The sequence below is a fragment of the Sinomicrobium weinanense genome (genome assembly GCF_018863395.1).
GTDB lineage: Bacteria > Bacteroidota > Bacteroidia > Flavobacteriales > Flavobacteriaceae > Sinomicrobium > Sinomicrobium weinanense.
On the sequence record NZ_JAHKRR010000009.1, the window covers coordinates 1 to 26,960 of the forward strand.

Consider the following 26,960-nt stretch of genomic DNA (forward strand, 5'->3'; position numbering starts at 1 on the left):
TCAAACTCTTTTAAAATCCTGGCGATTTGCTGGGGTGAAAATTTACTCTTTTTCATTTTTTGAACTGAGGTTTAAAATTAATCATTTTTATAATTTTAAACAGTTCAGTTTTTAGGGAAGCTTACAGATCCGTATAAATCTTCTCAGAAAAAACTTTATCTCCATTTAAATAGACCTCTACTAAATCTCCATCAAACCCATCTTCAAAAAGCAGGACAGCAATATCCTTTTTGTTGTCTGTACAATTCGATTTTTCAATCTCTAAATCATAAAGCACTGAATCAATAGAACTTTGTTGTATGGAATCTTTAATGGTTTTCTTTTTTTCCTTGCAACACACCAATATGATTACTCCCACTAAAACTAAGAGACCTTTTTTCAATACTGACTTTAAAATAATCATAGTTTTGGGTTTAATATTTTGTTCATAGTATTTTTAAGTCTCTGTTTCGAGAGCCTTATTTGACGTTTAAAATCGACTATAGACGGGGTATTGACTGTATTCTGTAATATGGATAACTGCCCTCCATTAATTCCCCCTCTTTGTCTATTCTCACTATTCGAACGTCTCATTAGATTATTAGGTCCCACAGTAAGACCTCTTGGTGATTTAGTCGAACTTTCGACTTGGTGTTTTAACCCGACCGTATGTCCAAATTCATGTGCCCCAGTAAATGGCAATCTACCTTCAGTTACGGGTTCTCCGTAGGACGCCCCTGATTTACCTGGTATCAAAATTTGCATTCTGTTTACTTCTGCATCTCCAATAACATCTGTACGGCCTTCAGCGGAAGTTGGCTTGCCCGTTTCCGGCTTAATAACTTGGTCTGTAAATTCTATAAAGAAGTCATTTTCGGGGTCTGCTTCTGCTAAAAATTCTAAGGATACGGATGTACTTACCTTATTACCATCACTGTCCGTACCACTAAAATCATTTTCTATTTGACCGGCAATATTATTAGCATAGTCTATTACTTTGTCTATTGAAGCGTTTGAACTATTTAAAACTTTAATTTGGGCATCATATCTTATATTGTTCTGACCGTTCTTGTCTAACCATTCATGCCTACTTACCTCTAACCCTTCAAGTTCAATTCCTATACCTAGCTTGTTTTCCTGAAAGGCATACGTTGAGTTATAAACATAATCCTCGGCCAATGGGTCTATTTGCCAAAACCTACCTATGGCCGGATCACTCATACGGTATTCCCATTCATGAGTATTTAAGCCTAAGTCTTCAGTAAATTCCTGTCCCTGGTAGGTTTTCAGATTGTTTTTTACCCCGGACATAACTCCATTATATCCCCGGTGTTCTAATCCAAAAGGATAGTAGTTCTGTTCCCTTCTGATCTCCGAAGCTCCTACCACACCCTCTCCATTATCATCGGGCTCTACATAACCTTCAGGAATAAAGAACAGTTTGAGTTGGCTGTTCTCATAGATATAATTCCCTGCATACTCCGTGGTAGTGGTCTTCATGCAGGCCGATTATCCCAATCTCTAAAGGCTCTGTTGTTGTCCTTTGAAACTGGTTATTGACGGAAACGCTTTTACAGCCTGTTAATACTACGATAAGGAAAAGAGAGTAGAATATTCTATGCATACACCTGTATTTTGTTGAACCTAAAACCTGTGAAGTAAAAATAGGAAATTTCAGTGAGCTTTCCATGGTCAAAAAGCCTATAAATAAGGAACAAAACCTTCTTTAAATTGGTTCCCAAAAACAACGCAAATATAATCATTTTGTTGGTTCCAAAATTAGTCAGGAGAGAGCTACCAGGCGTTACAAACGCTCAGAAAACAGGCACTCGTTATCGCTTTGCTCAAACGAGCGCCAGTGGGAGGTTTTACTATAACGCTTATTTTATTAGCTCATATTCCTTTTCAGGCTTAAATACGGTTATAATATCATCAAAACCTTCAATATTTACGTAATATTCTTTACGGAATAAATATCGCCATCTACTAATACCCAAATTCTTCTTTGTCTTGTTGCCAAAAATTCTATTGTCATAGTAAATTTTTATGTAATCTGATTCCCTATAATAATAAACTGGAAAAACAATCCTATGCTTTCCTTTTATTGCCATTAAAGGGATTCCTTCTGTTGTCAGAGTATCTTTTAATATTATTCTACCATTCTCTGTCGGAAGCAAATAAGCCTTGCCATCGTTCTTGATAAAGTAGTATTGCACACCGTTGACAGGCTCATTGTTTATGTAGAGAGTTGTTTTAATCTTTATCTCATCATTTTGCGCCAATATCTTAAATGACGCCAAAAGTGCTATTATTTGCAACAAAGCATTTTTCATAATCATTATTTTAATTTTTTAAACGCTTTATATTTAATAGACGTAACACTTCCCGAACCAGTATAGAAGTTTACCCTATCTGTGCCACGTGTATCAACTTGAATGGCTGTCGCACTATATCCTGCACTTTCCATTCCTTTTTGATATTTCACATCAGCAGGAGAAGTCCCTCTCTTTGCACTTGTTGTTGTGGGCTGTCCTGTTGTAGGGTCAGTTCCTTTTACTTCTCCACTTGTATGTACGTGCCAGTAGTCTGCCAACTCACTTGCATTAGGTTTAGAGACCCCATTAAATAGGGTAATCGAAGCATTGTTAGTACCTGTCTTTTTTGCGCCAGAGTCCCAAGCAACCGCCGTGACTTTACCATTAGCATCTATTTCTGTGTGTCCGCCTTCTTCGTGTAAGCCTGCATCTCCTGCTCCCTTAGAAGTATCTTTACTTTGTGCATCAACAGAGGTAATTACGCCCCCAACCGTTTCTTCACCTCCATTAAGGGTGACTTTATCTACACTTGATAAATCAATTGCTGTATTTCCAGCTTCAGTTTGCTTTTCTATGGACTTTGCTTGTTTTCTATCTATAACTATGTGTATTTTTCCGTCAGTTTTTCCGTCATCACCTATCAAATCACCTTTTTTGTTATAAATAGGGTCGTCTAAAACCGCAACGGGGTATTAACAACATTTTATGTCATGGTTTTATTCCTCTTCATAGATCCTAATCAATTCATCTTTCTTTACTAAATACGTCCATACAACAGGGTTAAAACCTGTTTCTGCCGCTTTAGAATTTTCGTCTGGGACACCAAGTAATTCAGCAGTATCCAAACATTTTACATCAACTAAAGAGTCAAAAGAATTATAAAAGAAAACTTTATTTTCTTCGATTGTTATATATCCATCCATATACTCTTTATTATAATAACATTCTTGAAAAATGTCCACAAATTTTTTATCTTCCTTAATTGAAAAGTTAACATAATATATGTCGGTTTCAGTCGCAATTTCCAAGCTGTCTGCTCTTTTTTCACAGTATTCAATATATTTTTTTATTTCTATCATTAAATCTTCTCTGATGGTATTACAATCATTCATACAATTAACCATCATTAAACTAACTAAGAATATAATTAAATATTTCCTCATTTTATTTGTATTTTCCTGTATAAAAATCACTTGATTTCTTTATATTCTTGATAAATCTATCTCCATAGGTTGGGGTGTACCTGTACATATTACGAGAAGGCTTATGATAGATATAATAAAGAGGAAGAGGCAACCCTTTTTTATCAAGTTCTTCTTTGTGATTATATTGACGATTTTTATCCCCAGTAAAGGGGAATCCTTTGCTTTTATATCCTGATGCTCCTTTGGTTTTTGGATGACTATGTATATCAAAGAGCAAATTTTCAATCTCATATCCTCCGAACAATCCAAGATGATAACCATTACCTGCATAATTTTCAGCATGTGAGGTTAGTACAGCATAAGAATGCGCATCGTTGTCTAACTGATAACCTTGTACACTCCATTCAACATCCGAATTATCAGCAGCAAACTTAAAAACATCAAATGCATCGCTTATACTTTGAGTGACTCCATAATCTACTCCAGTATTGTCAGAGGCCAATTCCGATAAAAAACTTTTTCCAGATTCTTCGTCAACTTTTGCAGTTGCGTATTCTTGATCGGTACTTGATTCAACTATATTTTTATCATCGTCTATGGCATACAACCTATCCACCTCATTTCCATTCTCATCATAATAAGTAGTAGCATCCAACCAAACCACATTTCCATCCTTTTCTAAACCATATGTATCCAATAATCCCAAAGGATCAATCCTTAAAACAGGATTGTTCTGTGTAAAGTTATATGGTGTAAGACTGATTCGTTCCTCCGCTAACGGATCAACATTCATAAACCTCCCTATTGTAGCATCATAATTCCTAAATTCCATCTCATATAAATTCAATCCCAAAGATTCTTCTAATTCTATTCCATTAAACTTCCATCTTTGAGCTACACTGTTTCCAAGAGGTGATGTTTGAGGATTATATCCTCTATGTTTTAATCCGAAAGGATAATAGTTATTTTCCTCTATGACTTCCAGTTGCGGAGCACTGGTAGTACCCATATTAGCATAGGATAGTCGAATGTTTCCCAAGTGGTCTTTATACTGGTACATATACTTGAACGTATTGTTCTCCTTGGTCACATACCCCTCCGGATGACTGAAAAATGCCAAAGAACCATTTTCGTAAATGTAACCATTTGCATACTCAATAGACGTGGTCTTTCCATTGTCTACCGCTACCTTTTTGAGTTTGACGCCATCCGCCCCGTAAATATACTCAATATTCCCCGTATGTTCCGGGTTGTTTACCGTAACCTTAGTTGGCAGGTTTAAATGGTTGTAGGCAATCCCGGTGATCCCCTTATTGGCATCCGATGTTAAGTTGCCATTGGCGTCATAGGTATAATCATTATTGGTATTGGTGCCATCTTTAAAACCATAGCTCTTGTTTCCCGTATCTATTACCCTGGATAATCTGTTGGTAGAGTTATAGCGATAGTCCAATACATCCATATCCGTATAGCTATCACTGTTCTGCCAGCCTGCCCGGGTCAGATCCGTAATATTACCGTTCTTGTCATAGGCTATGTCCTTCACCGTATAATGGTTCTTCGCTGTACTTCCTGCATTATTAAACAAACCTGAAGTAATTCGGTTCAACGCATCATAGGTATAAGCATACCGCCTCAGGGTATTGTCGTTTTTGGTCTTCCAATACGTCTCCGCGATATTGCCGTTATACAAAGGAGAAACTGCCCCACTGCGACTGGTGTTGTAGTTGATCTGAAAACCGAACAAACTATTCCCCAGGTTATCCACATCATTGATCTCCTTTAACCAACCTCTTACATTGTAGGTGTATTTTACCGTCTGTAAAGGTTTACCCGGAGTATTCCCCACCTTCTTTTCCTTTAATTGCCCCAGATCATCATAAATGTTCTCCGCAATAAGTTCTCCCGATGGGCTGATCGATGCACTGAAACTCACACTACTGGTAGCCTTAATATGAAAACCAGGGGTTAACCTAATACTTTTACCCGCCACTTTATCGGTTGTGCCGGTAACTGCACTGTTCAACACCAGGTCCTCTCCTGAGGTACTCCCCCCACAATCCCCGTTAATACACTGTAATTGCCGTATCAAACGCCCCGCATGGTCGTATTCAAACTTATCTATGGTCACTATAGGTTCATTGCTGCCCTTGGTATGGGTCGTTTTGCTCTCCAATACTTTACCGGTAAAATCCAGCTTGTATTCCACAATGTCCGTGGTGTTCAGGTAAGGGTTCTTACTGGCCGTATAGATCACCCTGCCCTTGTTATCATATCCCGTAATGCTCGTGATCCAATGGTCCGTACCCAATACCCTGACCTTGCTTACCGTAGCTAGCCCCTTGGTATTGGTGGCCCTGGGCTTGCCGTAGATTGTAGCAGGAACACTCAATCCCGCCGTCCCCACATAGGTGTCATAATAATTGATCGTATGGAGCTCATCCATCGTCTTGGGAATGGCTTTATTACTATAAAATACGGGTACTTCCGCATATTCGGTAGCTGTGGGCTCCTGGATCTCGTATTGCGTAAAGGTCTTGTTATTGGCAGCATGCTGTAAGGCTTTCCTTCCGTTTGAATATTTCTTTACTCCTGTATAAGCTACCCGGCCAAAAGCATCGTATTTCGTGAACAGCCATTTATCATCGAATCTTAATAAAGAGTCCTGGGTCAACACCGGTTGATCCAGCTTGTTGTAAACAATATACTCCCAGGCCTTGCCGGGAATTTTCTTTTCTACCAAACGATTCCTCCCGTCATAAACATATTGGTAGCACAACTCTTTTAGTTTTGTAGCATTGGGCTTGGCCGAATGGGCTTCTGCCTTGGGCGGTAACACATAAGTCAGGTTGCCGTAAGCGTCATATACATAATACGTATCATGTCGCTGGGCATTGTTATATGTCCGTTTCAGCACTACCCGGCCCTGTTTGTCCTTGAATTCCTCTGTGCTGTAGTCCTTGCCCGTCCCGCTATGGTTTTCATCGTAGGTAATCGTTTTATACAATTTGCCGGCTTTATAATCCCCGTTATCAATATCAGTATTTAGTACCAATGAGGGTATATAGGTTATAGCTGTATTGCTTTCAAACACTGTAAGATCCACCTCATAGCGTCTAACTTCGGTAGCAGTGTTGGTCCCATAGTCAAATTCAATCTCATGACCACTGCTCAGCTTCCAGGCCTTGCCCGGGGCGGCCTGCTTCTTTACACGATTTAAAGGCGAAGCTTCAAACTCCTTTTGGGAGTAAGCATTGACCTCGGAAATATCCATCCCCAGGAAGTCGGGGGCATAGTGGGACTGGTAATATCCCCCGGTACTATCGGCAATATTCCCATTCCGGAAAGTACCATAATTCCCCTTCCTCCCCAGTACAAAAGGTAAATATTCCTTATCCTTCCGACCAAAGCCATCATAACCGATATGGTGCACCACATCCTGCATCCTGGGAGACTGACGAACGGAAACTTCCTGCTTGGGACGGCCCAAGCCGTCGTAATAGACTACGGATTCCAGGACATCCTCATTCTTCTTAATTCCCCCGGGGCTGGTCATTCCCTTTTGATAACTGCGCGTATAAATGTAGTTCTCGTTACTAAACACGATAAGTTTATAATCTTCATCCAGGCAACCATTAACTTCTCCCCATACATCCGGGCAGTTATCCCCGGCCTCTTTCACATAATTATCCGGCGGTGTACAGGATTCCTTCATATCTGACAAATCCCCGAAACCATCTCCGTCAAAATCTGCATACCAGGTTTGTTTTTGATTGATCGTATAGTTTATAGTCCGTGCAGCACTCCAGCAACCCGAACTGTTGTTACGGGCTCTCAGGTAATATACCGTTCCACTGGTCCGAATGATGCTCGCAGAGGAATTCGAAGTACTGGTCCCGCCGGAACTGCTCTGCCAATACCACGTTACTCCACCGGGTGGTGTGCTTCGAGTTAGGGTTGTCTCTTCACAACTTTTTACTATAGTTGGCATACCAGGAGGAGCAAGTTTATTTACCGTATAATTAATCGTTCGTGCAGCACTCCAGCAACCCGAGGTATTATGCCTTGCCCTTAGGTAATATACTGTGCCACTGGTCCGGGTTATACTGGTCATATTATTAGAAGTGCTCTCCCCTCCCGGAGAGCTTTGCCAGTACCAGGTTATCCCACTGGGTGGTGTGCTTCTTGTTAATATAGTCTTTTCACAAGTGTTGGTTATATTGGGGGCAGAAGGTACTGCCGGTATATCCGGGACCGTTACTTTTACCGACGCCAAATCAGTACTCCAGCCCCCACTATTATGAGCCCTAATGTAATATGTGCCGGAACTGGTAGCCTCAAAGGTAAGGCCAGATCCTAAATTTGTACTTTTACCATCCGGACTGGTTCCCTGCCAATACCAGGTGACTCCACTGGGAGGAGATCCAACCCGGGATAATTTTACTTTTCCACAATTCGTATCGCTTACACGTGGACTTGAAGGCTTCGCAGGTTTTGCTCCATTTACAACAACCCGTAGTATCTCCACAAAAGCATCCCCGTTTACATAAAATTCCACACGTGCATAACTTATGTAAATATCCTTGTCCCAAGTAATCCGAGTTGATGTTCCTCCCGAAGAATTAACAGTACCCCCATCAGCTGACCATACAATATCAGTAGGATATCCTCCCGGATCCGTGTTATTATCTCCAATGAGATAATATGAATATGTCGAGCCCTTACTTACACTAGATGTCCCTTCTAACTTATATTGTCCATGTAATGAACATATTCCGGAAATAAGAATAAAATATATCAGGAAATAAAATTTAAACTTTTTCATAATTTACAAGGTGACATAGTTAATTCTTATAGTGATACTTATATTCTTCCAATAACCTATTCGTTTCGTCTTTGATAAATTCCAGGCGGTTAAATGTATCGTAAGTGTAAGTTGTCTTTTTACCTCGCAGATCGGTAATGGTACTCACTCCTATTAAAGGTTTATAGGTGTAAGTCGTGACCCGAGCCTTAGGTAAGGCTTCCCGAAGATCATTTAAAGCTTCTATTAAATTTTCCTCTATACCGCTATTGGAAGCATTCTTTGCTGCGCTTATCAAAGCGGGAGGAATATTGCTGTAAGAGGTTACATTTTCTATCTTAGCAATAGGATACCGGCCATTATAACCCCATAAATAAACAATATGAGGAGCTCCGATTAAGGAAAGTTCTTCAGGGTTGCCATATTTATCGTATTTGTGATACACCATACGGGGTTTTAGCTTTGTTGTTCCCTTAGAGGTGAATATCGTATCTGGCACGATCAATTCATTTCCCAAATCCTTATATGTTATCCGACTGGTAGAAAGTTTTTTGCCATTCTGCCAGGTTTCCTCCTGTATAGGTTCTGCAATACGATGTAAGTTACCCTCTTTTAATTTGTTAATGGCATTGTATTCCTCAGGGGTTAAATTGTCTCCATCCAATGAAGAATTGCTAGTAACATCATCAGGATAAAAAGTTTTGGAAATAAGTGTCTTACCTCTACTGTTTTTTTCTTCCCTACGAGTTAGTTGTGCGTGTTTTGCATTATCAAAATAATTTGTCATTGTAACATTTACAGGGTTTTCACCGTTCTCATCAAAATTCTCTTCAATTGATTTTTCCAAATAATACCACGAGGATATAAGTTTATAAGAAGATATTTCAAATCTTGCAGCCCATCTGGAATACGATCCCGCTGTCACAACCATTTCTGGCAGAACACATTGTATACGCCGTCCCAAGGCATGTTTTTCATTGGGATGAACAGGAGGAGTATAGTGCCCTCCGGATTCCGAAGGATTTTGAACATAATCCGGTGGGGTATAAAGAAATTTATACTTGTTTTCTACCCTTTTTCGTTTAATATATTTTTCTTTTTCGGAATTATATTCATAATAATTTTTTTCCCGGAGTAATCCCCTTCGCCAGTCATAGCTGGTTGGTGGAGTCGCAGGATAAGTAACATAAGATTTTAAATCTCCCACAAAAGAAAATCTGTAATCTGTATATCCCATGTCCTCCGGACCTTCCCGGATTTCCCTGACATGAGAGTACATTACATGATACCCTTGAAGTCCCATCAGAGGTTGGATACTTTGTGAGTGTTGTACCCAGTAACGTGCAGATCTTTCTACAACAGACTGAGTACTCTGATTAAATTCCCTTTTCCGTTTGGTATAACTAAAAGAATACTCTGGTTTATTCGATATCTTACCGCTGGAAATAGTATTATTTTCAGGTAAAGTATACCGATAACTTCTTTTCATGGCTGGCTCATCACTTCCATTTTCTCCATATTCTATAATACTCTTTATCCGTAGTCCTCCAAGTTTAACGTTTTTGTATTCCGTAGACGGCGGGTTAACTGTTGTTTCGGTCCAACTAACAAAAATATGCCCTAAATCAAAATCTCCTATCTGTTCTACGTGAAGTGTATAATTTCCCGGAGATAAATTAAGTGGTTGCATTTCAGAATCTCCGTCATGCGATTGGAAAGTAAGAAATGTATCAGGCCCTGTAATCCACACATCAAACCTTTTATCTGCCACCGCAGGAGGAGGAGTGGTCTGATATCTTACAGCCATACTTGCCGGGTCTACATTGCTGGGAATTGTAAAATCACGTGTTCTATGTGAAACCGAGCTTTCAGGATCATAATACAAAGAAGCACTTCTATGAACAGTTTCATCATTATCAATTTTTAATGTATCCCGGGCTTCATTGAGTTCATAATCAAAAACGGTACTCCCTCCGGTTGGGTAAATAATTTTTTTAAGGACTCCGTCTTTGGTATATTCCAAATTGGGATCTCTTTCCCCTCCCGTATCAAAACCTATTTGCGGTTCTTTGAAGTAGCGCCCTCCCGATGAGGAGTAATACCCCCAATGATCTCCTGATTCGCTTAACCTGTTTGGCAATCTATTAGTTCCATAATATTCAAAAACGTGTGCCGGCTCCCCATCTCTTTTAACCGAATTCAACTTCAAACGATAACGATTGGCACTGGGAGATTTGGTACAAGGGTCCCCATCTTCATTCAGGTTAAAGTATCCGTGATTAAGGGTAATATCTTCCGTTTTGCCAGACCGGGTAATCCGGATCTTTTTCAGGGCATTCCCTCCGGTGAGGTTAACCGAGCCCCAAGTTGCTGCTGGTTGATCCAATCTGGGACACGATTCATATATAAAATCAATTCTATCCATATTACTGGATGTAATTGATTTTATGGATTTTTCATGCACTATGGAAGTACTTTCTAACCTAGTCTCTAAACTTGCGGGAAACCCGTAATTCTGATTTGACATGGCCCGATATCTCACATATGAAACGGGATTTTGATAGGTATACCCTATATCGCGATATGTGAAAGTAATGGTTTCTCCTCTTGTTGTTTTTATAGAAGACAAGTAATACGAATAATTTCTTATTGTATACCCTCCCCCTCCGAAGTCGGGATAACCTGAATAACCAGCATAAATGGTATTAGTCAACTCTGAAACATCATAAACAAAAGTATTCCCCTTCTCATCTTTAATGGTAAAAGAAGATCGGGAGTTCTGAATTTCAATAGGTTCAAATGGAACCGGGTTAGCTTTTCCGTCCCTTGAAAAAAAGAACTTTCCATTTCTATTTCCAAAACTGTAATAAAAAATATCTGGTTGTGTATCCAATGCTGTGGATGAAGGATTAGGACTCCCATCCGAATTTACTATAGGATTTCCCATCAATTCCATACACAAAATATAATCTTCATTGGGTTCGTAAGTCCCAGCGCCGGTATGAACTAATTCCGGATTCAACATCCTGTCTTCCGGGAAAGAAAATCCACCGCTTAAATATCCATAAGAATCCAAATCAGGAAGGCCTACCACTGAACTGGATATCATCCCTCCCGCTTCCAATGACCATCCCAACCCTACACTACTCGCCATCTCATTTACTCTTATCCCTGAAGAATTATACTTTAACAGGATGGGTAAAGTATAATCTTTTAATTTAATCTCATATATCGGGATGCTGATAGCAGGAATTCCAGTCGTCAAACTAACAGGAATTTCCGTAGACTTAAATAACGCTGAAGCTTCTGGAGAGGGTGGAGTTATTTGAGGATCTATTCTTTCAATTATTTGCGCAGTCATAAAAAATGGTAAACAAAAGCACAATAAGTTATTCAATAGTAGTTTTCTCATTTTATTTTTTTAATTTCTTTATTTCTGTTTTCAACTCAATAACATATAATGTCAACTCCTCTACCTTCTCCAACAATTTCAAATTCATTTCTTTAAGATTAATCCCTTCCTCTTCCATTTCCTTTGCCGAAGGAATCCCCGGCAAATGCCTTTTTTCCTTAATATGAGCTTGTACTTCTTCCAGGGAACGTAAATTTATTGTCTTCTTTAAACACATAATCCGGAGCTATGGCACCAGCCAGGTCTACCTTAACTTCCTAGGTGTGTATTTTGCCTTTCACAGTAAGTTCGGAATCCTAAGAAGTGGTTCCTATACCCAATTGTCCGCCTTCTGGCGACAAATAAATTTTGTTAGCCTAAGCAGTGTTACTGGTAAAGAAAGTCGCATTATTAATACCTTCGGTGGATTGTATTCTGAAAGATTTACTATTAATCATTGATCTTAGAGCCAATCCTGAAGTTCCATCAGTCCCGGTTTGTATAAATTCCCAGGGACGTTCGGTATCGAATTTTAACAAAGAGGCTCCTTCTCCCCTTTGGTATATATCCAGTTTGCTTTGAGGGCTTATAATCCCTATTCCTACATTTCCTCCGGTACTCGGAAATACAATAAAGTTCCCGGTCCCAGTACGAATATTAATGTCCCGGTTATCATAGATGAATATAGAAAAATCATTCCCGTTCCCATAAGCCGCATTAGTATTATTCCACATAAAACCGGCATAGTATTCGCCGGAAGTTCCAAACCGAAGATGTTTATGCGGATCCCCTGTTCCAAACTTCGGATTTAAATATTGGGCGTCTACAGTCTGTCCCCTGGAAACTGAAACCGTTATTGTTATCAAGAAAAAGGTGAGTGTAAACCTCTTCATCATCTATTGTGTTTTAAGCTGGTCTATTTCCTGTTGTTGTTTTATGTTTTGTTCTCTTAATCCCTTTACCTGTTTTTGTAATTGAATCGTATATAAGGTGAGTTCTTCAATCTTCTGTAACAGTTTGGCATCCATCTCTCCCAAACGAATACCGTTTTCTTTTACTTCTTTTGCACTTGGGATATCCTTCAAATGACCTTTTTCATTAATATGCTGTTCTACTTCTTCTATAGTTGGTAAGGGATAATCTTCATCAAACACAAAATCACTCCAGCCATTGAGGTCTACTTTAACTTCCTTGCTGTGGACCACACCATTTACTGCCAGTTTTGCATCTGGACTGGAAGTCCCAATACCTACATTACCATTATACCCCAGGAAGAAATTGTCCTCACCATAATTTACCCGGCCCACGGTAGCCGAAGCCACAACATTGCCTCCTCCGTCGGGTAATGTTCCACCTATAATTTCCCCTCCGTTCCACGCAGACTTATTCAGGTATACGGATAACACGGGAATATCTTTGGTAAAATTGACTTCGAGATAGGATTGGGTACCATCGTAGGTGATCCGGGCTTTGGACCAAAGGCCTCCGTTACTCAGTGAAACGACATTAAGCCCGCCATAATTGGTAGACCAGCCTTTAAACCAGGAGATCTTGACGACTCTCGGGGTTGTGGCTCCTCCCCTGGTGTATAACACGATTTCGTGGTATCCCCGACCTGCTGACGCATCCAGTGTGGCCACCCTTTTCCAGCCTGCAGCATCTACGATAACATTTTTAGTGACTTCCGTCTGGGCATTTCCATTTAAAAAGGGAATAAACAATAGCCCTATCAATAATATCCTGTTTATCACTATTTTGGACATAAAATGTACTTGTCTTTTCATTCTTTTTTCTTTTTAAGTTGATCAATTTCTGCTTGTTGTTTCCTGTTTTCTTCTGCTAAACGGTCAATCCTGGTATACTGCAGCTGGTTTTCCTTTTTTAATTCAAGGACATATAAGGTCAGCTCCTCGATCTTCCGCAGTAACCTGGCATCCATGTCTCCAAGGAGGATCCCGTTTTCTTTTACTTCCCCGGCACTCGGAATATTTTTTAAATGCCCTTTTTCCTTAATATGCTGTTCCACCTCTTCCAGAGTAGGCAGGTCATATCCTTGTTCAAAAACGAAGTCGCTCCACCCATCCAGGTCCACTTTGACCTCTTTACTGTGTACCGTTCCGTTTACGGCCAGCTTAGTGTCGGGATTGGCCGTCCCTATACCTACATTACCCTTTTCGTAATATAGTTTGCTGCTCCCCGATTGCCAGGAATTGGCAGATACCTGCTGATACAGTCCGGCATAAGGAATTGTCGCTTCCGGATGAATAAAATACAACTCCGAAACCCCTAATCTTCCATTGTTTCCGGTTGCTGTGTAAAAGGTAAAACGCAGTTTGGTATACCTACCTGGGACAGGGATCTTGACCAGGAATTTATAACCGGAATAATCCATACCGGAATAATCGGCAATAATCCGCCAGGTGTTAGCCGTATTGTGGGTATCATATCCCTCGATCTTAAACCTATTGGCGTTCCAGTAACGTGTAGACCATCCTATCCACCCTCCCTGCTGGGTGTGTGTCGGAGGTAATCCTTCTATAAGTATAACCGTAGGGTCTGACATTTGAAGAGGAGCAGCAGTGTATGAAGGTGCAAATCTCCCGTCAAATAACATATTGAGATCAAGAGAAGCACTTCCGGTCTGTGTCACCATATAACGGTCCCGGGCATTAAATAAAAGATTGTGTTCCAGCCCTACAGGATTTCGGTTGGTGGTAATAACCTGGGCATAAGACGCCAATACCCCGAAAAACAATAACAACAATGTAATTTTCTTCATTAGGTCAATGGTTTTAAATGTTTTTAGTCAGGACATAACAGCCTGGCCCTCCCGGAATGCCCGGAAAGTCATATCGTATCGGTAGAAGTAAGTTTGTGTTTTCGGGGCTATACAGCTCTAAGGGGGAAAGAGGTAATTTTCACTTCATAGGCTTTTGGAACTTAAATAATTGAGTGCGGTTGCTTTTCCCTGCAAGGGATCAAAGGTTAAGATTATTTTTTGATTAAAAAGTCATAGTAATATTATAGAAAAATTAAAGCAAAAACAAAAACTTGTACTCTATATTTATAAATCGTAAATATTACTTTTCCGAAAACCACTACATCAACACAAGAATTAAATAACTGAAAAACAGTAATTTAATAAACATGAAAATTACATCATTTTTAAAATCACCCAATGGTTCATACTGGTCAAAACTTCCTTAAATAACACCCTGCATTTATAAATCTGGACTACTACTGCCGATTTTTCAGTTTCTTCATAGGCTGTGCTATATAAATTTTAGTATTTTTAACCCAAAACACTTTTGTTGTTATGCATGCATCCAGGCTAACCAGAAAGATCCCCGCTTTTAATCTCCAGGAAATGTTGATCGTTCTGGCTATTATCGGTATTTTATTGCTTATAGCCCTGCCCAACCTGATGCCACTTATCACCAAAGCCAAAAGTGTGGAAGCGCAAACCCAGCTGAAAGCCCTCTACAACGCACAGACCACCTACAGGTATATGTACTCCAAATTCACAACCGATTTTAACGAACTGGATTTTGAGCCGCCGAAAACAGTCAATAACAATGGTACTGCCAATTATAAATACGAGATCATAGAGGCCACGAACTCCACCTTTAAAGCCAGGGCTGAAGCAATTACTGATTTTAACGGTAACGGGGTTTTTAACGTCTGGGAAATCGACGAGAACGGTGTCCCCAAACAAACCGTCAAAGATTAGGTTTCAGGGGTTAACCTGAAAGGAATTATATACAAAAGCAGTATATCCCTAAATTTTATTTTTCAAAGCCACTACTTCCCCCTTCCCCGGATTTTGAAAAAATGGGATATCCTGACAAAAAATGCACACGGGACTGCATTCGTTCCGCTTAAGGTATATTTACGATGCTTTTTATCAAATTAATTCTTATTGCTACGCTTGCCGCGATCTTTTACCAGGACTACAGGTCGCGGATGGTCTCTGCGTTTTTATTCCCGCTAGCGGCATCGCTGTTTGGCACGTTACATTTCCTGCATACGGACCGGTATGTATTTTTAATATCCTGCGGGATCAACATGATGTTTATCGCCGTCATTTTACTCATACTTTACCTTTATACCACCTTGAAGCTAAAAAAGCGTTTTATCAATACCAGTTTTGGCATTGGCGACCTGTGGTTTTTTGTTGCCGTGGGTGTGGGATTCCCCACTGTTACATTTGCCATTCTGTTTGTATTTTCCGTTTTGTTCGCCCTGGTGTTGCATCTCTTGTTTAAACAAAAAACACAAAGCCCTGCTCTCCCTGGTATAGAAAATACATATACATTTACGGATGAGAAAATGAATACAAACAAGCATTTAAAGAAAAGTGTTCCGTTAGCCGGCTATATGTCACTGTTTTTTGCGTTAATTTTGAGTGTCTCTGCTTTTTCTAATTTCCCTTCTCTATATTTGATGTGAGCTTATGGATATAAAATCGTATCATATAGAAACCCGCCTGCAACAACTTATCAGTTCAGACCAGGCCTTTCATTACCGGATAGTCCCTGTGGAAAAACAGAATGGGCATATTACCTTTAAAACGGATGAAAGTGACCTATCACAACTCAGGGAGGAACTGCAGGTCATCCTGGGAAGCCAGGTTCAACTCCTGGAAGATACCACGGAACACATAGACCGGTACCTGACGGCCAACTACAGGAAAGCAGAGCAAAAATCGGGAGGAAGCCTTCATTATACCCCTGATTTCCTCGAAAAAATACTCATCACGGCCAAGGAGATCGGAAGCAGCGATATTCACTTCGAACCCTATGAAGAAAATTGCAGGGTTCGCTACCGCCTGGACGGGAAGCTCATAGAACAGTTTCATATTCCCATCAGGGAATACCCGGTGATCATCAACAAAATAAAGATCCGGGCCAATCTGGATATCAGTGAAAAAAGACTACCGCAGGACGGACGGATCACCATGACCTCCGACACAGACGAATTCGATATCCGGGTATCTTCCTTACCAACACTTCACGGGGAAAAGATCGTATTGCGTATCCTCAGCAAGGATGCGAGCAGGTTTGAACTGAGCGGGCTCGGATTTACCGGGCGGGAGTTGAAGATGTTTATGGAGAATATTAAAAAGCCCAACGGCATTATCCTCATCTCAGGGCCAACCGGCTCCGGGAAAACAACCACACTCTATGCCACCCTGAAGCTTCTCAACGATCCCAGGACCAATATCCTCACTATCGAGGATCCTATTGAATATACCCTGGAAGGAGTAAACCAGGTACAGCTCAGGGAAAAGATCGGGCTGGACTTTGCTTCGGCCATGCGTACCTTTCTCCGGCAGGATCCCGATGTGATCATGGTAGGAGAGATCCGCGACGTAAAAACGGCCAATATGGCCATCCGGGCGGCGCTTACCGGTCACCTGGTACTTTCCACCATTCATACCAACTCGGCATGGGCCACGGTCTCCCGGCTGGTAGATATGGGGGTCCCTTCCTTTCTGATCGCCAGCACGCTCAATGTCAGTGTCGCCCAGCGCCTGGTGCGAAAACTGTGCCCGCATTGCAAGGAGGAAGCCCCTGTAGACAAGAGTATATTCCCGGAAAACTTCCGGGTCCCGGAAAACCTGACCTTTCATTTCAGGGCCGTAGGATGTAATACGTGTTACCATACCGGTTACAGCGGGAGAAAAGCCGTCTATGAGATCGTCCCTATTACGGCTGCATTGGCTCAGCATATTAAAAACAATACCCTGGACATTGAAACCTACCTCAAGGAAAATAATATTAACACCTTAAAGAGCAATGCCATACAACTCGTACGGGACGGGATCACTTCCGTGGAAGAGGTGTATGCCCTGCTCATGGACTGATAACGATATCGTATGGCAAAAAAAATTACGCTGTTTCTGTTTTTATGTATCGCAACCTCGCTCCTGGCCCAGGATAAAAATACGGCACGTATTGAGAGCATCCGCAATCACCTGGAAGCCCTCTCTGTGGACAACCCCGGGCTGGCCGAAAATTTTAAAACAGATATCAATGTCAACAATGTTTCCCTGTCCGGCTTCCTTATGGCGGTCTCCAGGGTGCACAAGGTCAATATAAATGTGGCCCCGGAATTGCAGAACACCACTATTGTCAACAATTTTTCGGATGTTACGGTGGCAGACCTGTTGGTATTTTTATGTAAAGAATACGAGCTGGATATTGATTTTACGGGGAATATTCTTTCCATTCATAAATACATCTACCCGGAAGAGCCCCCGGTAGAAAAAGAGGTCCGTGTCAACTACGACCCGGCCAATAACCTCATCTCCATGGACCTGGACAACGATCCGCTGGGAAAGGTATTTCGCAAGATCATTGACATATCCGGGCACAACCTGCTGTATAGCTCCGAACTGGAAAACACCCCGCTCAGAATGTACCTCAAGGATGTGGAATTTGACAAGGCCATGGAAAACCTGGCTACGACCAATAACCTGATCTACTCCAAATCCAGGGACGGTTTTTACCTCTTTGACCGGGACCATGTTCAGCCGGGACCGGACGGGGAAATAGCGGGAAATATTCCCCCTCAGCAGAGCAGGCCCGTACGGGCACCGAGAGGAGCCAATTTTTATTATGAAATTCTGGACACTGCTTCCATGACGCTGAAAGTGGATTTCAACAATACTCCCATAGCCAATATTATCAATGAGATTGGCTACGACCTGAAGCTGGACATGTATACGGCTTCTCCGCTGGAAAATGCGGGGAGTGTGACCTTTAAGGCCAAACAGATCACTTTTGATGAATTGCTCGAAAAAATATTTGAGAACGGTCAGACAGCCTCCCCGGGAAATTCGGGTAGAAACCCCGGCAACAACGCTAATAATATTCCTCCGCAAAATACCTCATCTTCATCGGGAAACCACTTTACCTATAAAAAAGAAGAAGGCATTTATTTTTTCGGCATGGCTAACCAGCTTAGTGTTCGCAACGTCGAGATCGTACGAATGATGCACAGGTCGGTGGAACTCCTCGGTGATCCGTCAGGTAACGCCGGCTCTGCAAGAACTTCAGGAAGAACGGTCCCCGGAGGTATAAACTATATGGGAGGGCAGGGTATGTATGGCAATAATACCTCATCCAACTATAACAACAGGAATACGGGGTTTAACAATCGTTCCAATTCTTCACTGAATACCCGTTCTGAGAGCTTCAGTTCCCATGACAGTAAAGCAGAAGCCCTGGTCAATATCTTACCGGAAGAGGTTATTGCAGACCTGGACATCAGGATCGATTCGGAGCTGAACAGTTTTCTGGTCAGTGGCCCTGCTGCAAATATCAACCGTTTTAAATCCTTTATCAAACAGATCGACAAACCCGTACCGGTTATCCTTATAGAAGTCATGCTCCTGGAAGTAAGCCGGTCGGCCACCGTGGAAACCGGCATCAGCTGGGGTATCGGAGAAAAGCCTGTCAAAACCCAGGGCGGAATTTTCCCCAACACCGATATTACCCTGGGGGCCGAGACCGTAAACCGGGTCATTGGCGGGTTTGACGGTTTTGGTTCGCTCAATGTGGGGAAAGTGGTCCCGGAATTCTTTGCCACAATCAAAGCCATGGAAGCCAATGGCAATGTAAAAATAAGGTCCACGCCCAAACTATCTACATTAAACGGCCACCGGGCCCATTTATCTATCGGGGAAACCACCTATTATGTAGTGACCAACCAGAACTACTACGGTTCCCAGATCCCACAGTCTTCGGAGATACGCAATTATATGCCTATTGACGCCGAACTGGCCGTAAGTATTAAACCCCTGGTGTCCGGTGACGGGCAGATTACCCTGGATATCAATGTTATTCAATCCGATTTCAGCGGGGAACGCATTGAAGAGGATGCCCCTCCCGGGCTTACCTCAAGAGAATTCAGCTCCATCATCCGGGTACAGGACCAGGACCTGGTGGTTTTGGGAGGGCTGGAAGAAAAGGTGAAAAACGATTCGGGCAGCGGGGTCCCCCTGCTGTCCAGGATCCCCATCATAAAATGGTTGTTCAGCAGCAGAAAACGGGAAGATTCCAAGAAGAAGCTGACCGTGCTGATCAAACCCACGGTGATCTATTAAAAGTACGAGGTACAAAGTTAGAATCGATGCCCTGAGCCCTTCGGTAAACTCAGGATAAACCAAGGCCGAAGGGTACGAAGTAAATAGCACATGATCCGAAAAGCACTTACATATCTTAAGGAAGGACATACGTTTCACGCCCTGGAACTTACCGAAAGATCCGGTGAATCGCAATGGCTTTTTACCTCGGTAAAGCGGCATAAAGACGAGATCAGCATCACCGAAAGCAGCGAACGGAATCCGGATGTCCTGGCAGAAAAGATCTCCGGAAGCAGCCCTCTTTTTGTCCTTATCAATACGGGCCATGTACTTAGCAGGGTACAAAAAGCGGTAGAAGGAGATGAAACCGCTATGGTAAACAGGGCGTTTCCCAACCTCAAAATGGAAGATTTTTATTATGAGGTCGCCAGGTCGGGAACACATGCTTTTATCGCGATATGTCGCAAAGAATACGTGGATAACATACTTTCGGAACTTACAAACCAGAAAATAAATCCTTCCGGGTTTTCCCTGGGCGCACTACAAATACACGTTCTTTCCGGCTTTGCCGAAGACGGGGAAATGATGACCTCCAACACTGTAGTGACATTTCGGGATCATAATCTGGAAGGTATCCGCAAAGAAGAAAACCTTCCGGAAAAAACATACAGTATCAACGGCCTGGAGATCCCGGGAATTCACCTTCCGGGATTTTCGGGGGTGCTGGGGTTAATCACGGGAAGTAATGCCACTACATCCAACTTTAAGGCTAAAAATGCTTCTTTTCGCAGCGAATTTTATCACAGGCGTTTCTTCCGGCTTTTTGTAAGAGGGGGCCTTGCCTTTTTGCTTGTTTTGCTGCTGGTCAACTTTATGGTATTTAATTATTATTTCGGAAAGACCGAAGATCTGAAACAAGCCTCGGAGGTGAACCGCCTCAACAAACAAAATTTTATGGAACTCAAGGATGAAGTGATGCGGAAAGAAAATATCATTAACGACATTCAGGCCACTTCAGGCTCCAGGAGCTCCTTTTATACCGATCGTATCATAACCAAACTGCCACCTTCCATTTTACTCAGGGAAATTCTATATCAACCGCTGCAAAAACAGATCAGGGAAGGCGAAGAGATCCTTTTGGAAGAGGACCGGATCATGGTTTCCGGGGAGTCTGCAGACAGCCGGCTTTTCTCCGAATGGGTAGAGGCCCTGGAGACTTATAAATGGACAGAAAGTGTTTCGATACTGGAATACGGTTCCGCATCTTCCGGTTCGGCTTTTTCCATACTGTTAACCCTAAAAACGGACCAATGACAGCCAGAAACAAAAATATCGCTGCCGTAGCAGGATTTATCCTGGCACTTATATTGTGTTATGTGCTGGCCATCTCCAACACCATCCGGACCAAAGAAGAATATAGCGCATTAAAAGCCGAAGAAGCGCTTTTTAACAACATTCCCAGGCAACTGTCCGTACTGAACGAAAAAAACGCCTATTACGATTCCCTGCTCCGTAAATTCAAGATCGGGGGGACTTCCATGCAGCATAACCTGCTGAAAGCGGTCAACCAAAATGCCGAAGAGCTTAAGTTGAAAGTCATTGCTTTTAATGAACCCCATATTTTTGAAAAGGACGGGTTACAGGTACACACCTATAACCTTACCGTAGAAGGTGGCTTTAACGATATCCTGGCTTTTGTGTACCGCCTTGAGCAGCAAACGGGGTATGGAGAAGTCGTTAACTTCTACCTGGAGAAAAAGAAAAATTTCCGTACCGGAAAGGAATACCTGCAGGCGCAACTTCTGATCCGGAATTTTGATTGAATGTTTTCTCTATGATTTCTTGCCCGGCGTTACTGTAAGGCTCCCTAAAGAAAAATAAATCCATAGTCCGCGATGAACGTACCCTTTTTCACCTGAGTTCGTTGTTTATTTTTTGGGAAATTAACTTACTTCTGAAAGCGCCTAAGTGTACCTTTGTATAATATAATCTATTACCTATTCAGGTTCTTTTAAAAAAATTGCTCGCATTAAATCAAAACATACTTATAGTATGAAAAACTTTTTTGTTATAGGGTTCATTTTATTTTTCTCAACTTTATTAAGAGGTCAAAAAATTACACAAGCTGAATTCGAACAAATCTTAAATAGTACCCACGAAATCATTAATGCTATTCAATTTTCTAATTTCGAGCAATTAAATAAAAAACTTCAAATAGATAAATTACAGAATGTTAACGATCTGAAAAATATTTTAAACAATCCTGATATTTCTTTAAATAACAAAAACAAGTCAACATATTCAGTTCCTCATTTTAAAACTACAAATGTTTCAAACCAACTATTGTTGATTATACCTGCTTTTAAAATTCTTCCCAAAAGATCTGGCGAAGATTTTGAAAGAGGTGAATACTATTTTGTATTAAAAACTATAGTAGAATACGATTTTCATAAAAAACTTGTTGTTTTTAAAGATACTGATCTTATAACAATTGAATATAAAATACAAAACTGGTGGTTATCTCAATTTGAAAATTATGTAAAAGAAACTAAAATTATTTATAATGAATATGGATTTATCCCTCCACCTCCGCCAAGTCCTCCAAAAAATTTAAAATAACTTATTTTTTATATTATTTTACAAATTCTACTGTTGCTTTATATTTTTCATATTTACCTAAGTCTATTTTACTGTATTTAGGATTCTTTGAGGAATAATATACTTTAAATTTTTCTCCTACACATCCCCATTTACCATTCCCGCATTTAAACTTGTTAATCCCTACTTGACCAGTATATTTTTTCCCATTCACAACATATTCATACAGTATACCAGACCTACCAGCAGAATGATTTTGAAACTCTACAACAGTTCCAATTGTCTCCTGCTTATATTTAATAATATTTTTCTGTTGATAGTATTGATAAAACACTCCTAAAATTACGGTTAGTGCAATTATTGTAAGCGCAATATGCCCTAATTTATCCTTCATATTTAAAATTGATTTCCTATTAATTTTAATCCTGATTGTCCGGCTATTGATAATGCTGGTAAATAAGCCTTTCCAAAACCACTATTGAACGGGAATGAACCACCAAGTTTAGTCACCGAGTGTATCTTTGCATTAGCACTCCCTACAGCAAAATTAACAACGGTCCTGTCTAAATTATAAGAAACAAATCCTTCATTAAAACTATAACTAAATTTTGCTCCCGCACCTCTTGCCAGTATATTAGACCCAAAGGCTGAAGCCCCAATGCCTATTAAATTTACATTTCCTAAATTCCCTCTGTTTCCTATAATTTCGGTGACTCCTTCGGTCAACATTCTTCTTCCAGCCCCTTTCATTGACATTGACAAAAGATTACTTCCCCGAAAAGCTAACCCTGCACCTTTTAAAGCTACTCCTCCAGCCACAATAGTACCAACATCGAAAATTACTTGAGCAGCCTCACCTGTAGCTGTATGTATAGCTCTTATATGATCTAAATGTTCAGGTAAATAAGTAAAAGCATAGACCCAATCTCCATAAGCCTCGTTATGGGAGGTATAACGTGTTCCCCAAGCTCGATTGTAATCTTCCAAATTACCTTTGAAAGAAGAACTCCAACGCCCCCAATCTGCATTCAACAACCATTGAGGAAATGAATCCCATCCAGGGTTGAATCGTTCTCCAAAATTTTTAGCATTGCCATAGACTACTACTTCATCCAATTTAATAGTTGGACACCCCTCACAATCTGTCATCCCCCCGGTCGGGTCTGTGGTGCTTCCCCAATTATTTCCCATAGCCAGATAAGGGGAATAGAACTCGCCCATGGGATCAGGACTCAACCACCGGTTAATCCTCGGGTCATATAATCGCAACTCAAAAACAGGCTTTCCGGTTTCAACATCAGTTTCGGCGAACTCTCCCTGGTAACCGTATCGGTAACCTTCAGCGTCGGTTAACTTTCTTCCGGGCATAGACATACCTCCCGGATAAAAGTCCGTAGCTCCGGCCAGGTTCCCATCATCTTGTATCAATGCCCTTACATTCCCCAAATGGTCAGCCACCTGGTAAAGCGCAGAACCTCCCTGTTTAAAATATACTCCGAGACGGCCACTGCCATAAATAGGATATTCTTTTGCCGAAGTGCCCTGGTAAATGGCCATGGCATTCCCCGATGCATCCCTTACATAATAATCGGTTTTGGAGAGGGAACCGTTGACATAACTTTCCTTTTTGACCCGCTGCCCGCGGTCGTTGTAAAAGAACTTCACCAAAGGTACATTATTTTTTTGCACCTGGGTAACCAAACCAGCCGTGTTATAGGTGTACTTTATGCCTTCTTTTTTGTTTTCTACAAGTTGGCCTATGGCATTGTATACATAGTTTCCGGCATTCTGGCTTTCTATATCATCTGCCCCGGCTACTGTACCTACGGCATCCCCTACATGATCCAGGCGGTTGGGTTTTCCGCTTTTATAGGTATAGGAGAGCTTATCCATGGCATTGCTGCCGCTTACCGTATTTTTATTGCGATTCAGGGTCTTTATGTTTCCGTTGGCATCATAGGTTAATGCCACATTGTAATCGCCTTTGCCATTTTCTTTAAAACCATCTGCCCGGACGATCTTAGCCGTAAAAGTGCTTCCTGACCTGGCGTGAAAACCGGGTTTTAAAACAATACTGTTGGTTGCCTCCAGGGAAAGCGTGCTTCCGCTTTCGGTAACGGCAGTAGAGGCAATATCCGCATCTGTATCCGAACCGGAAGATTCAGAATACTGCCCGTAGGTAGCGGCTGCCAGCCAGTTATTACGGTCGTAGGTATAGCTATAGGCATTTTCGGCATTGGCTAAAGGTTGGTGTTTGTTGTTCCAACGGATACCTTTAATGTTGCCGTCCAGCCGGTCGGTGCCATATGTAGTGGGACTTAACGCACTTATATTACGCATATAGTCGTTTTGGTGGTAATCCACAGCCATTCCAAAGACATCATTAACATCGCTACCAGGGTCTTGGGCAGCGTTCAGGGCAGGGTGGTTTATGCTCTTTAACTGCCCGGCCAGGTTATACACGTAGTCTATGCCTTGCAGGTTATTGCCCAACTCGGTACGTTTCAGACTGCCGTTTTCATAATAGGTATAAGCAGCCCTTGTCGCATAACTGCTATCATCCGTAGAGGTTTCCACCTTGATAAGCTGGTCGGCTTCGTTATACGTATACCTGTGGATAAAACGTTCGGTAGCTACATCTTTCTGGTACAATGCCCGGCTTACCAGGCCGCTAACAGGATGGTATTCATAATCTATGGTCTTTTTGCCTACTCCGGCGATATCCTGCACTATCCAGGTAACCCTGCCGTAAATATCATAGCTGTACCAGGTGGTGGTATGAGCATTTCGGGTCTTAGCCACATTGCCGGCCACAAAACTCTGTGTCCTGGAACTACTTCCTGCAGAAACACTTTCTCCGGTGTCGTAGACCGTAAACTGCTGCTCTTTTCTGGTACCGGAGGGCAAGGCTGTATCAGGGTTGGCTGTGCTAAAAGTTGTACTTACCAACACCCCGCTTTCTACCGGCCGGCCCAGCTTGTCGTAATTTGTATAGGAAAACTCTCCCTTTGCTTTTTGTATGCTGTTCTGCGAATAGCGTATCTGCCCGTCCTTGCGATATTTAAACCAGGCTTCACCTTCGTCCGGGCTGTTGGTATATACCAGTTGTCCCAGGGTATTATATTGATAGGTAGTTTTAGGCTTGCTCGCCCTGGTATTTCCATATGGCTGATAGGACATCACCAGGTTTCCAGCCTTGTCGTATTCGTACAGGGCATAATCGTAATAGTTTTCTTTATAAGTTATTTTTACAGGGTTCACGGGATTGTAATTTCCCGGGTTGGCCACCGCTACCCGGTAGAATCCATTGGGCAGTGAAGTGGTCGCTGTGGTGGTTTTGGCCTCTGTAATCAAATTATAAACAACTGTCTGTATTCCCGAAGGTTTAGTAATAGAAAAACCTATGGTTCCGGAAGGGATATGAATATCTACATAACCCTGTTCCCCTATGTTTACAGCCATACTTCGGGTGGTGCTGCCCCCGCTTCGGGCTACGGCCAGGGTTTTGCCATCGGTATCGGTAAATACTACATTCTCTATCCCTTGAACGTCACGGCTTATGGTCTTTACTGTTTTTGTTGTATTATATTTCGTTTCTCCAAAGGCCACGGTTTGCGCCAGTTCCCCGGAAGCGGGCATGGTAAAGACGTAGCTTTGTGGCCAGACACCATTGACCTTGTTCCCTCCAATAGTCTTTAGTATGCTTCCCGGGTTAAGGTCACTGTATACCTGCCTTACAAAGGGATAAGAGGTAATATCCTGGTAGGGTTCGGCCGTATTGTTATTGCTGTAATACCATCCCAGGGTACCGGCCTGGGCACCCACTGTTGCAGGGCTATTGGGGTTGGTATCAAAATCTGCCGTGGTGTATATAGTACCATTCCCTTTTTTTATAAAATCACTTCTATACTTAAATGTATTGGGAGTTACGGCATCCACAGCAGATCCCAGTGTTTGAAATGCCGGCCTGCCCTGCTGGTCGCACAGGGTTTGTGCAGCCCAGATTTTACCGGTTTTCACATCTACGCTTTGTACCTGGTCGGGTTTCCCTAAAGCATTAGCATAAGATACGCTGTTTGCTTTCATATTTCCATCAATGTCATACGCCACCGTAGAAACCCAGTTCCTGTCTTCATCAGCAACTGTAAAGGGTGGCAGATTGGGTTCGTCTATAGTATAATTTATAACCCTTGCCGGACCCCAGCAGTCCACATTGTTCAGGCGGGCCTTAAGATAATATACCGTTCCGCTGGTTAACGTTATACTCGGATCACTGTTGGAAGTACTCTCCCCTGTTTCTGTTTCCTGCCAGTACCAGGTTACCCCACTGGGTGGTGTTCCCCGGGTTAAAACTGTACTCCCATCGTTATTGGTAATAGTGGGAGCATCCGGCCTGACTGGGGGAGAGGGGATATCTGCATAAACAGATCCGGAAGTTGTACTCCAGCCACTGTTGTTTCTCGCTCGCAGATAATACGTATCGCTACCTTCATTCGCTTTAAATGTAGTCCCAGATCCTTTAGTGGTACTGGTCCCGTTTGCATTTTTCCCCTGCCAGTACCAGGTTACCCCGGAAGGAGGCGTACCAGAGTAACTCAATGTAACTTCTCCACATGCTCTCGACGACACACGGGGGTTT

20 protein-coding genes are annotated in these 26,960 nt (G+C 41.9%); 7 read left to right on the forward strand and 13 right to left on the reverse strand.

All coding sequences use genetic code 11. The annotated features are described in order from the left end of the window. Positions 1-121: 121 nt before the first annotated feature. From KN811_RS18205 to KN811_RS18255, 11 genes are all read right to left on the reverse strand, one after another. Positions 122-403: a hypothetical protein gene (locus KN811_RS18205; protein ID WP_187964980.1), complete on the reverse strand. Its 282-nt coding sequence runs from the start codon at positions 401-403 to the stop codon at positions 122-124. Beyond that, entirely contained in the window at positions 400-1,479 is a 1,080-nt protein-coding gene (locus tag KN811_RS18210; protein ID WP_187964981.1) for a hypothetical protein, read from the reverse strand. Before KN811_RS18210 ends, KN811_RS18205 begins: the two co-directional genes overlap by 4 nt. 380 nt (positions 1,480-1,859) lie before the next feature. After that, positions 1,860-2,312 carry a hypothetical protein gene (locus KN811_RS18215; protein ID WP_187964982.1) on the reverse strand — a complete coding sequence of 151 codons (453 nt, stop codon included), beginning with the start codon at positions 2,310-2,312 and terminating at the stop codon, positions 1,860-1,862. Between the two features lie 5 nt (positions 2,313-2,317). After that, complete coding sequence (locus KN811_RS18220) at positions 2,318-2,938, reverse strand: hypothetical protein (RefSeq protein WP_187964983.1); 621 nt, start codon at positions 2,936-2,938, stop codon at positions 2,318-2,320. A 72-nt stretch (positions 2,939-3,010) separates the two neighbouring features. Beyond that, positions 3,011-3,457 (reverse strand): hypothetical protein, encoded by a 447-nt coding sequence (locus KN811_RS18225; protein WP_187964984.1) that lies wholly within the window; start codon positions 3,455-3,457, stop codon positions 3,011-3,013. Position 3,458: 1 nt separating this feature from the next. After that, the gene (locus KN811_RS18230; RefSeq protein WP_187964985.1) at positions 3,459-7,430 is read right to left on the reverse strand and encodes a DUF6443 domain-containing protein; all 3,972 of its coding nucleotides are present in this window, start codon (positions 7,428-7,430) and stop codon (positions 3,459-3,461) included. A gap of 853 nt (positions 7,431-8,283) precedes the next feature. Continuing rightward, a complete protein-coding gene (locus KN811_RS18235) occupies positions 8,284-11,655 on the reverse strand; it encodes a hypothetical protein (RefSeq protein ID WP_187964986.1) in 3,372 nt (1,123 codons plus the stop codon). Position 11,656: 1 nt separating this feature from the next. Next, the gene (locus KN811_RS18240; protein ID WP_187964987.1) at positions 11,657-11,872 is read right to left on the reverse strand and encodes a hypothetical protein; all 216 of its coding nucleotides are present in this window, start codon (positions 11,870-11,872) and stop codon (positions 11,657-11,659) included. 139 nt (positions 11,873-12,011) lie between these two features. Next, positions 12,012-12,530 carry a hypothetical protein gene (locus KN811_RS18245; RefSeq protein ID WP_187964988.1) on the reverse strand — a complete coding sequence of 173 codons (519 nt, stop codon included), beginning with the start codon at positions 12,528-12,530 and terminating at the stop codon, positions 12,012-12,014. Beyond that, positions 12,531-13,418 carry a hypothetical protein gene (locus tag KN811_RS18250; RefSeq protein ID WP_187964989.1) on the reverse strand — a complete coding sequence of 296 codons (888 nt, stop codon included), beginning with the start codon at positions 13,416-13,418 and terminating at the stop codon, positions 12,531-12,533. It lies immediately after the preceding gene. Then, complete coding sequence (locus tag KN811_RS18255) at positions 13,415-14,413, reverse strand: hypothetical protein (RefSeq protein ID WP_187964990.1); 999 nt, start codon at positions 14,411-14,413, stop codon at positions 13,415-13,417. Before KN811_RS18255 ends, KN811_RS18250 begins: the two co-directional genes overlap by 4 nt. A gap of 537 nt (positions 14,414-14,950) precedes the next feature. On the opposite strand from KN811_RS18255, the gene KN811_RS18260 reads away from it, so the two are divergent. From KN811_RS18260 to KN811_RS18290, 7 genes are all read left to right on the forward strand, one after another. Next, a complete protein-coding gene (locus KN811_RS18260; RefSeq protein WP_187964991.1) occupies positions 14,951-15,364 on the forward strand; it encodes a type IV pilin-like G/H family protein in 414 nt (137 codons plus the stop codon). 164 nt (positions 15,365-15,528) lie between these two features. Continuing rightward, on the forward strand, positions 15,529-16,083 hold the full coding sequence (locus KN811_RS18265) for a hypothetical protein (protein WP_216334945.1): 555 nt from the start codon (positions 15,529-15,531) through the stop codon (positions 16,081-16,083). Positions 16,084-16,087: 4 nt separating this feature from the next. Further along, positions 16,088-17,500 carry a GspE/PulE family protein gene (locus tag KN811_RS18270; RefSeq protein ID WP_187964994.1) on the forward strand — a complete coding sequence of 471 codons (1,413 nt, stop codon included), beginning with the start codon at positions 16,088-16,090 and terminating at the stop codon, positions 17,498-17,500. A 12-nt stretch (positions 17,501-17,512) separates the two neighbouring features. Beyond that, positions 17,513-19,744, forward strand: a complete 2,232-nt coding sequence (locus KN811_RS18275; protein WP_187964995.1) for a type II secretion system protein GspD — start codon at positions 17,513-17,515, stop codon at positions 19,742-19,744. A 90-nt stretch (positions 19,745-19,834) separates the two neighbouring features. Next, on the forward strand, positions 19,835-21,037 hold the full coding sequence (locus KN811_RS18280; protein ID WP_187964996.1) for a hypothetical protein: 1,203 nt from the start codon (positions 19,835-19,837) through the stop codon (positions 21,035-21,037). Next, positions 21,034-21,546: a hypothetical protein gene (locus KN811_RS18285; RefSeq protein WP_187964997.1), complete on the forward strand. Its 513-nt coding sequence runs from the start codon at positions 21,034-21,036 to the stop codon at positions 21,544-21,546. The genes KN811_RS18280 and KN811_RS18285 overlap by 4 nt, the downstream gene beginning before the upstream one ends. A gap of 229 nt (positions 21,547-21,775) precedes the next feature. Further along, entirely contained in the window at positions 21,776-22,342 is a 567-nt protein-coding gene (locus KN811_RS18290) for a hypothetical protein (RefSeq protein WP_187964998.1), read from the forward strand. A gap of 13 nt (positions 22,343-22,355) precedes the next feature. Here KN811_RS18290 and KN811_RS18295 read toward each other — a convergent pair whose 3' ends face one another. Then, the gene (locus KN811_RS18295) at positions 22,356-22,715 is read right to left on the reverse strand and encodes a DUF3592 domain-containing protein (protein ID WP_187964999.1); all 360 of its coding nucleotides are present in this window, start codon (positions 22,713-22,715) and stop codon (positions 22,356-22,358) included. Between the two features lie 2 nt (positions 22,716-22,717). Continuing rightward, positions 22,718-26,950, reverse strand: coding sequence for an RHS repeat domain-containing protein (locus KN811_RS22050; protein WP_187965000.1), 4,233 nt, complete (start codon positions 26,948-26,950; stop codon positions 22,718-22,720). Positions 26,951-26,960: the final 10 nt, after the last annotated feature.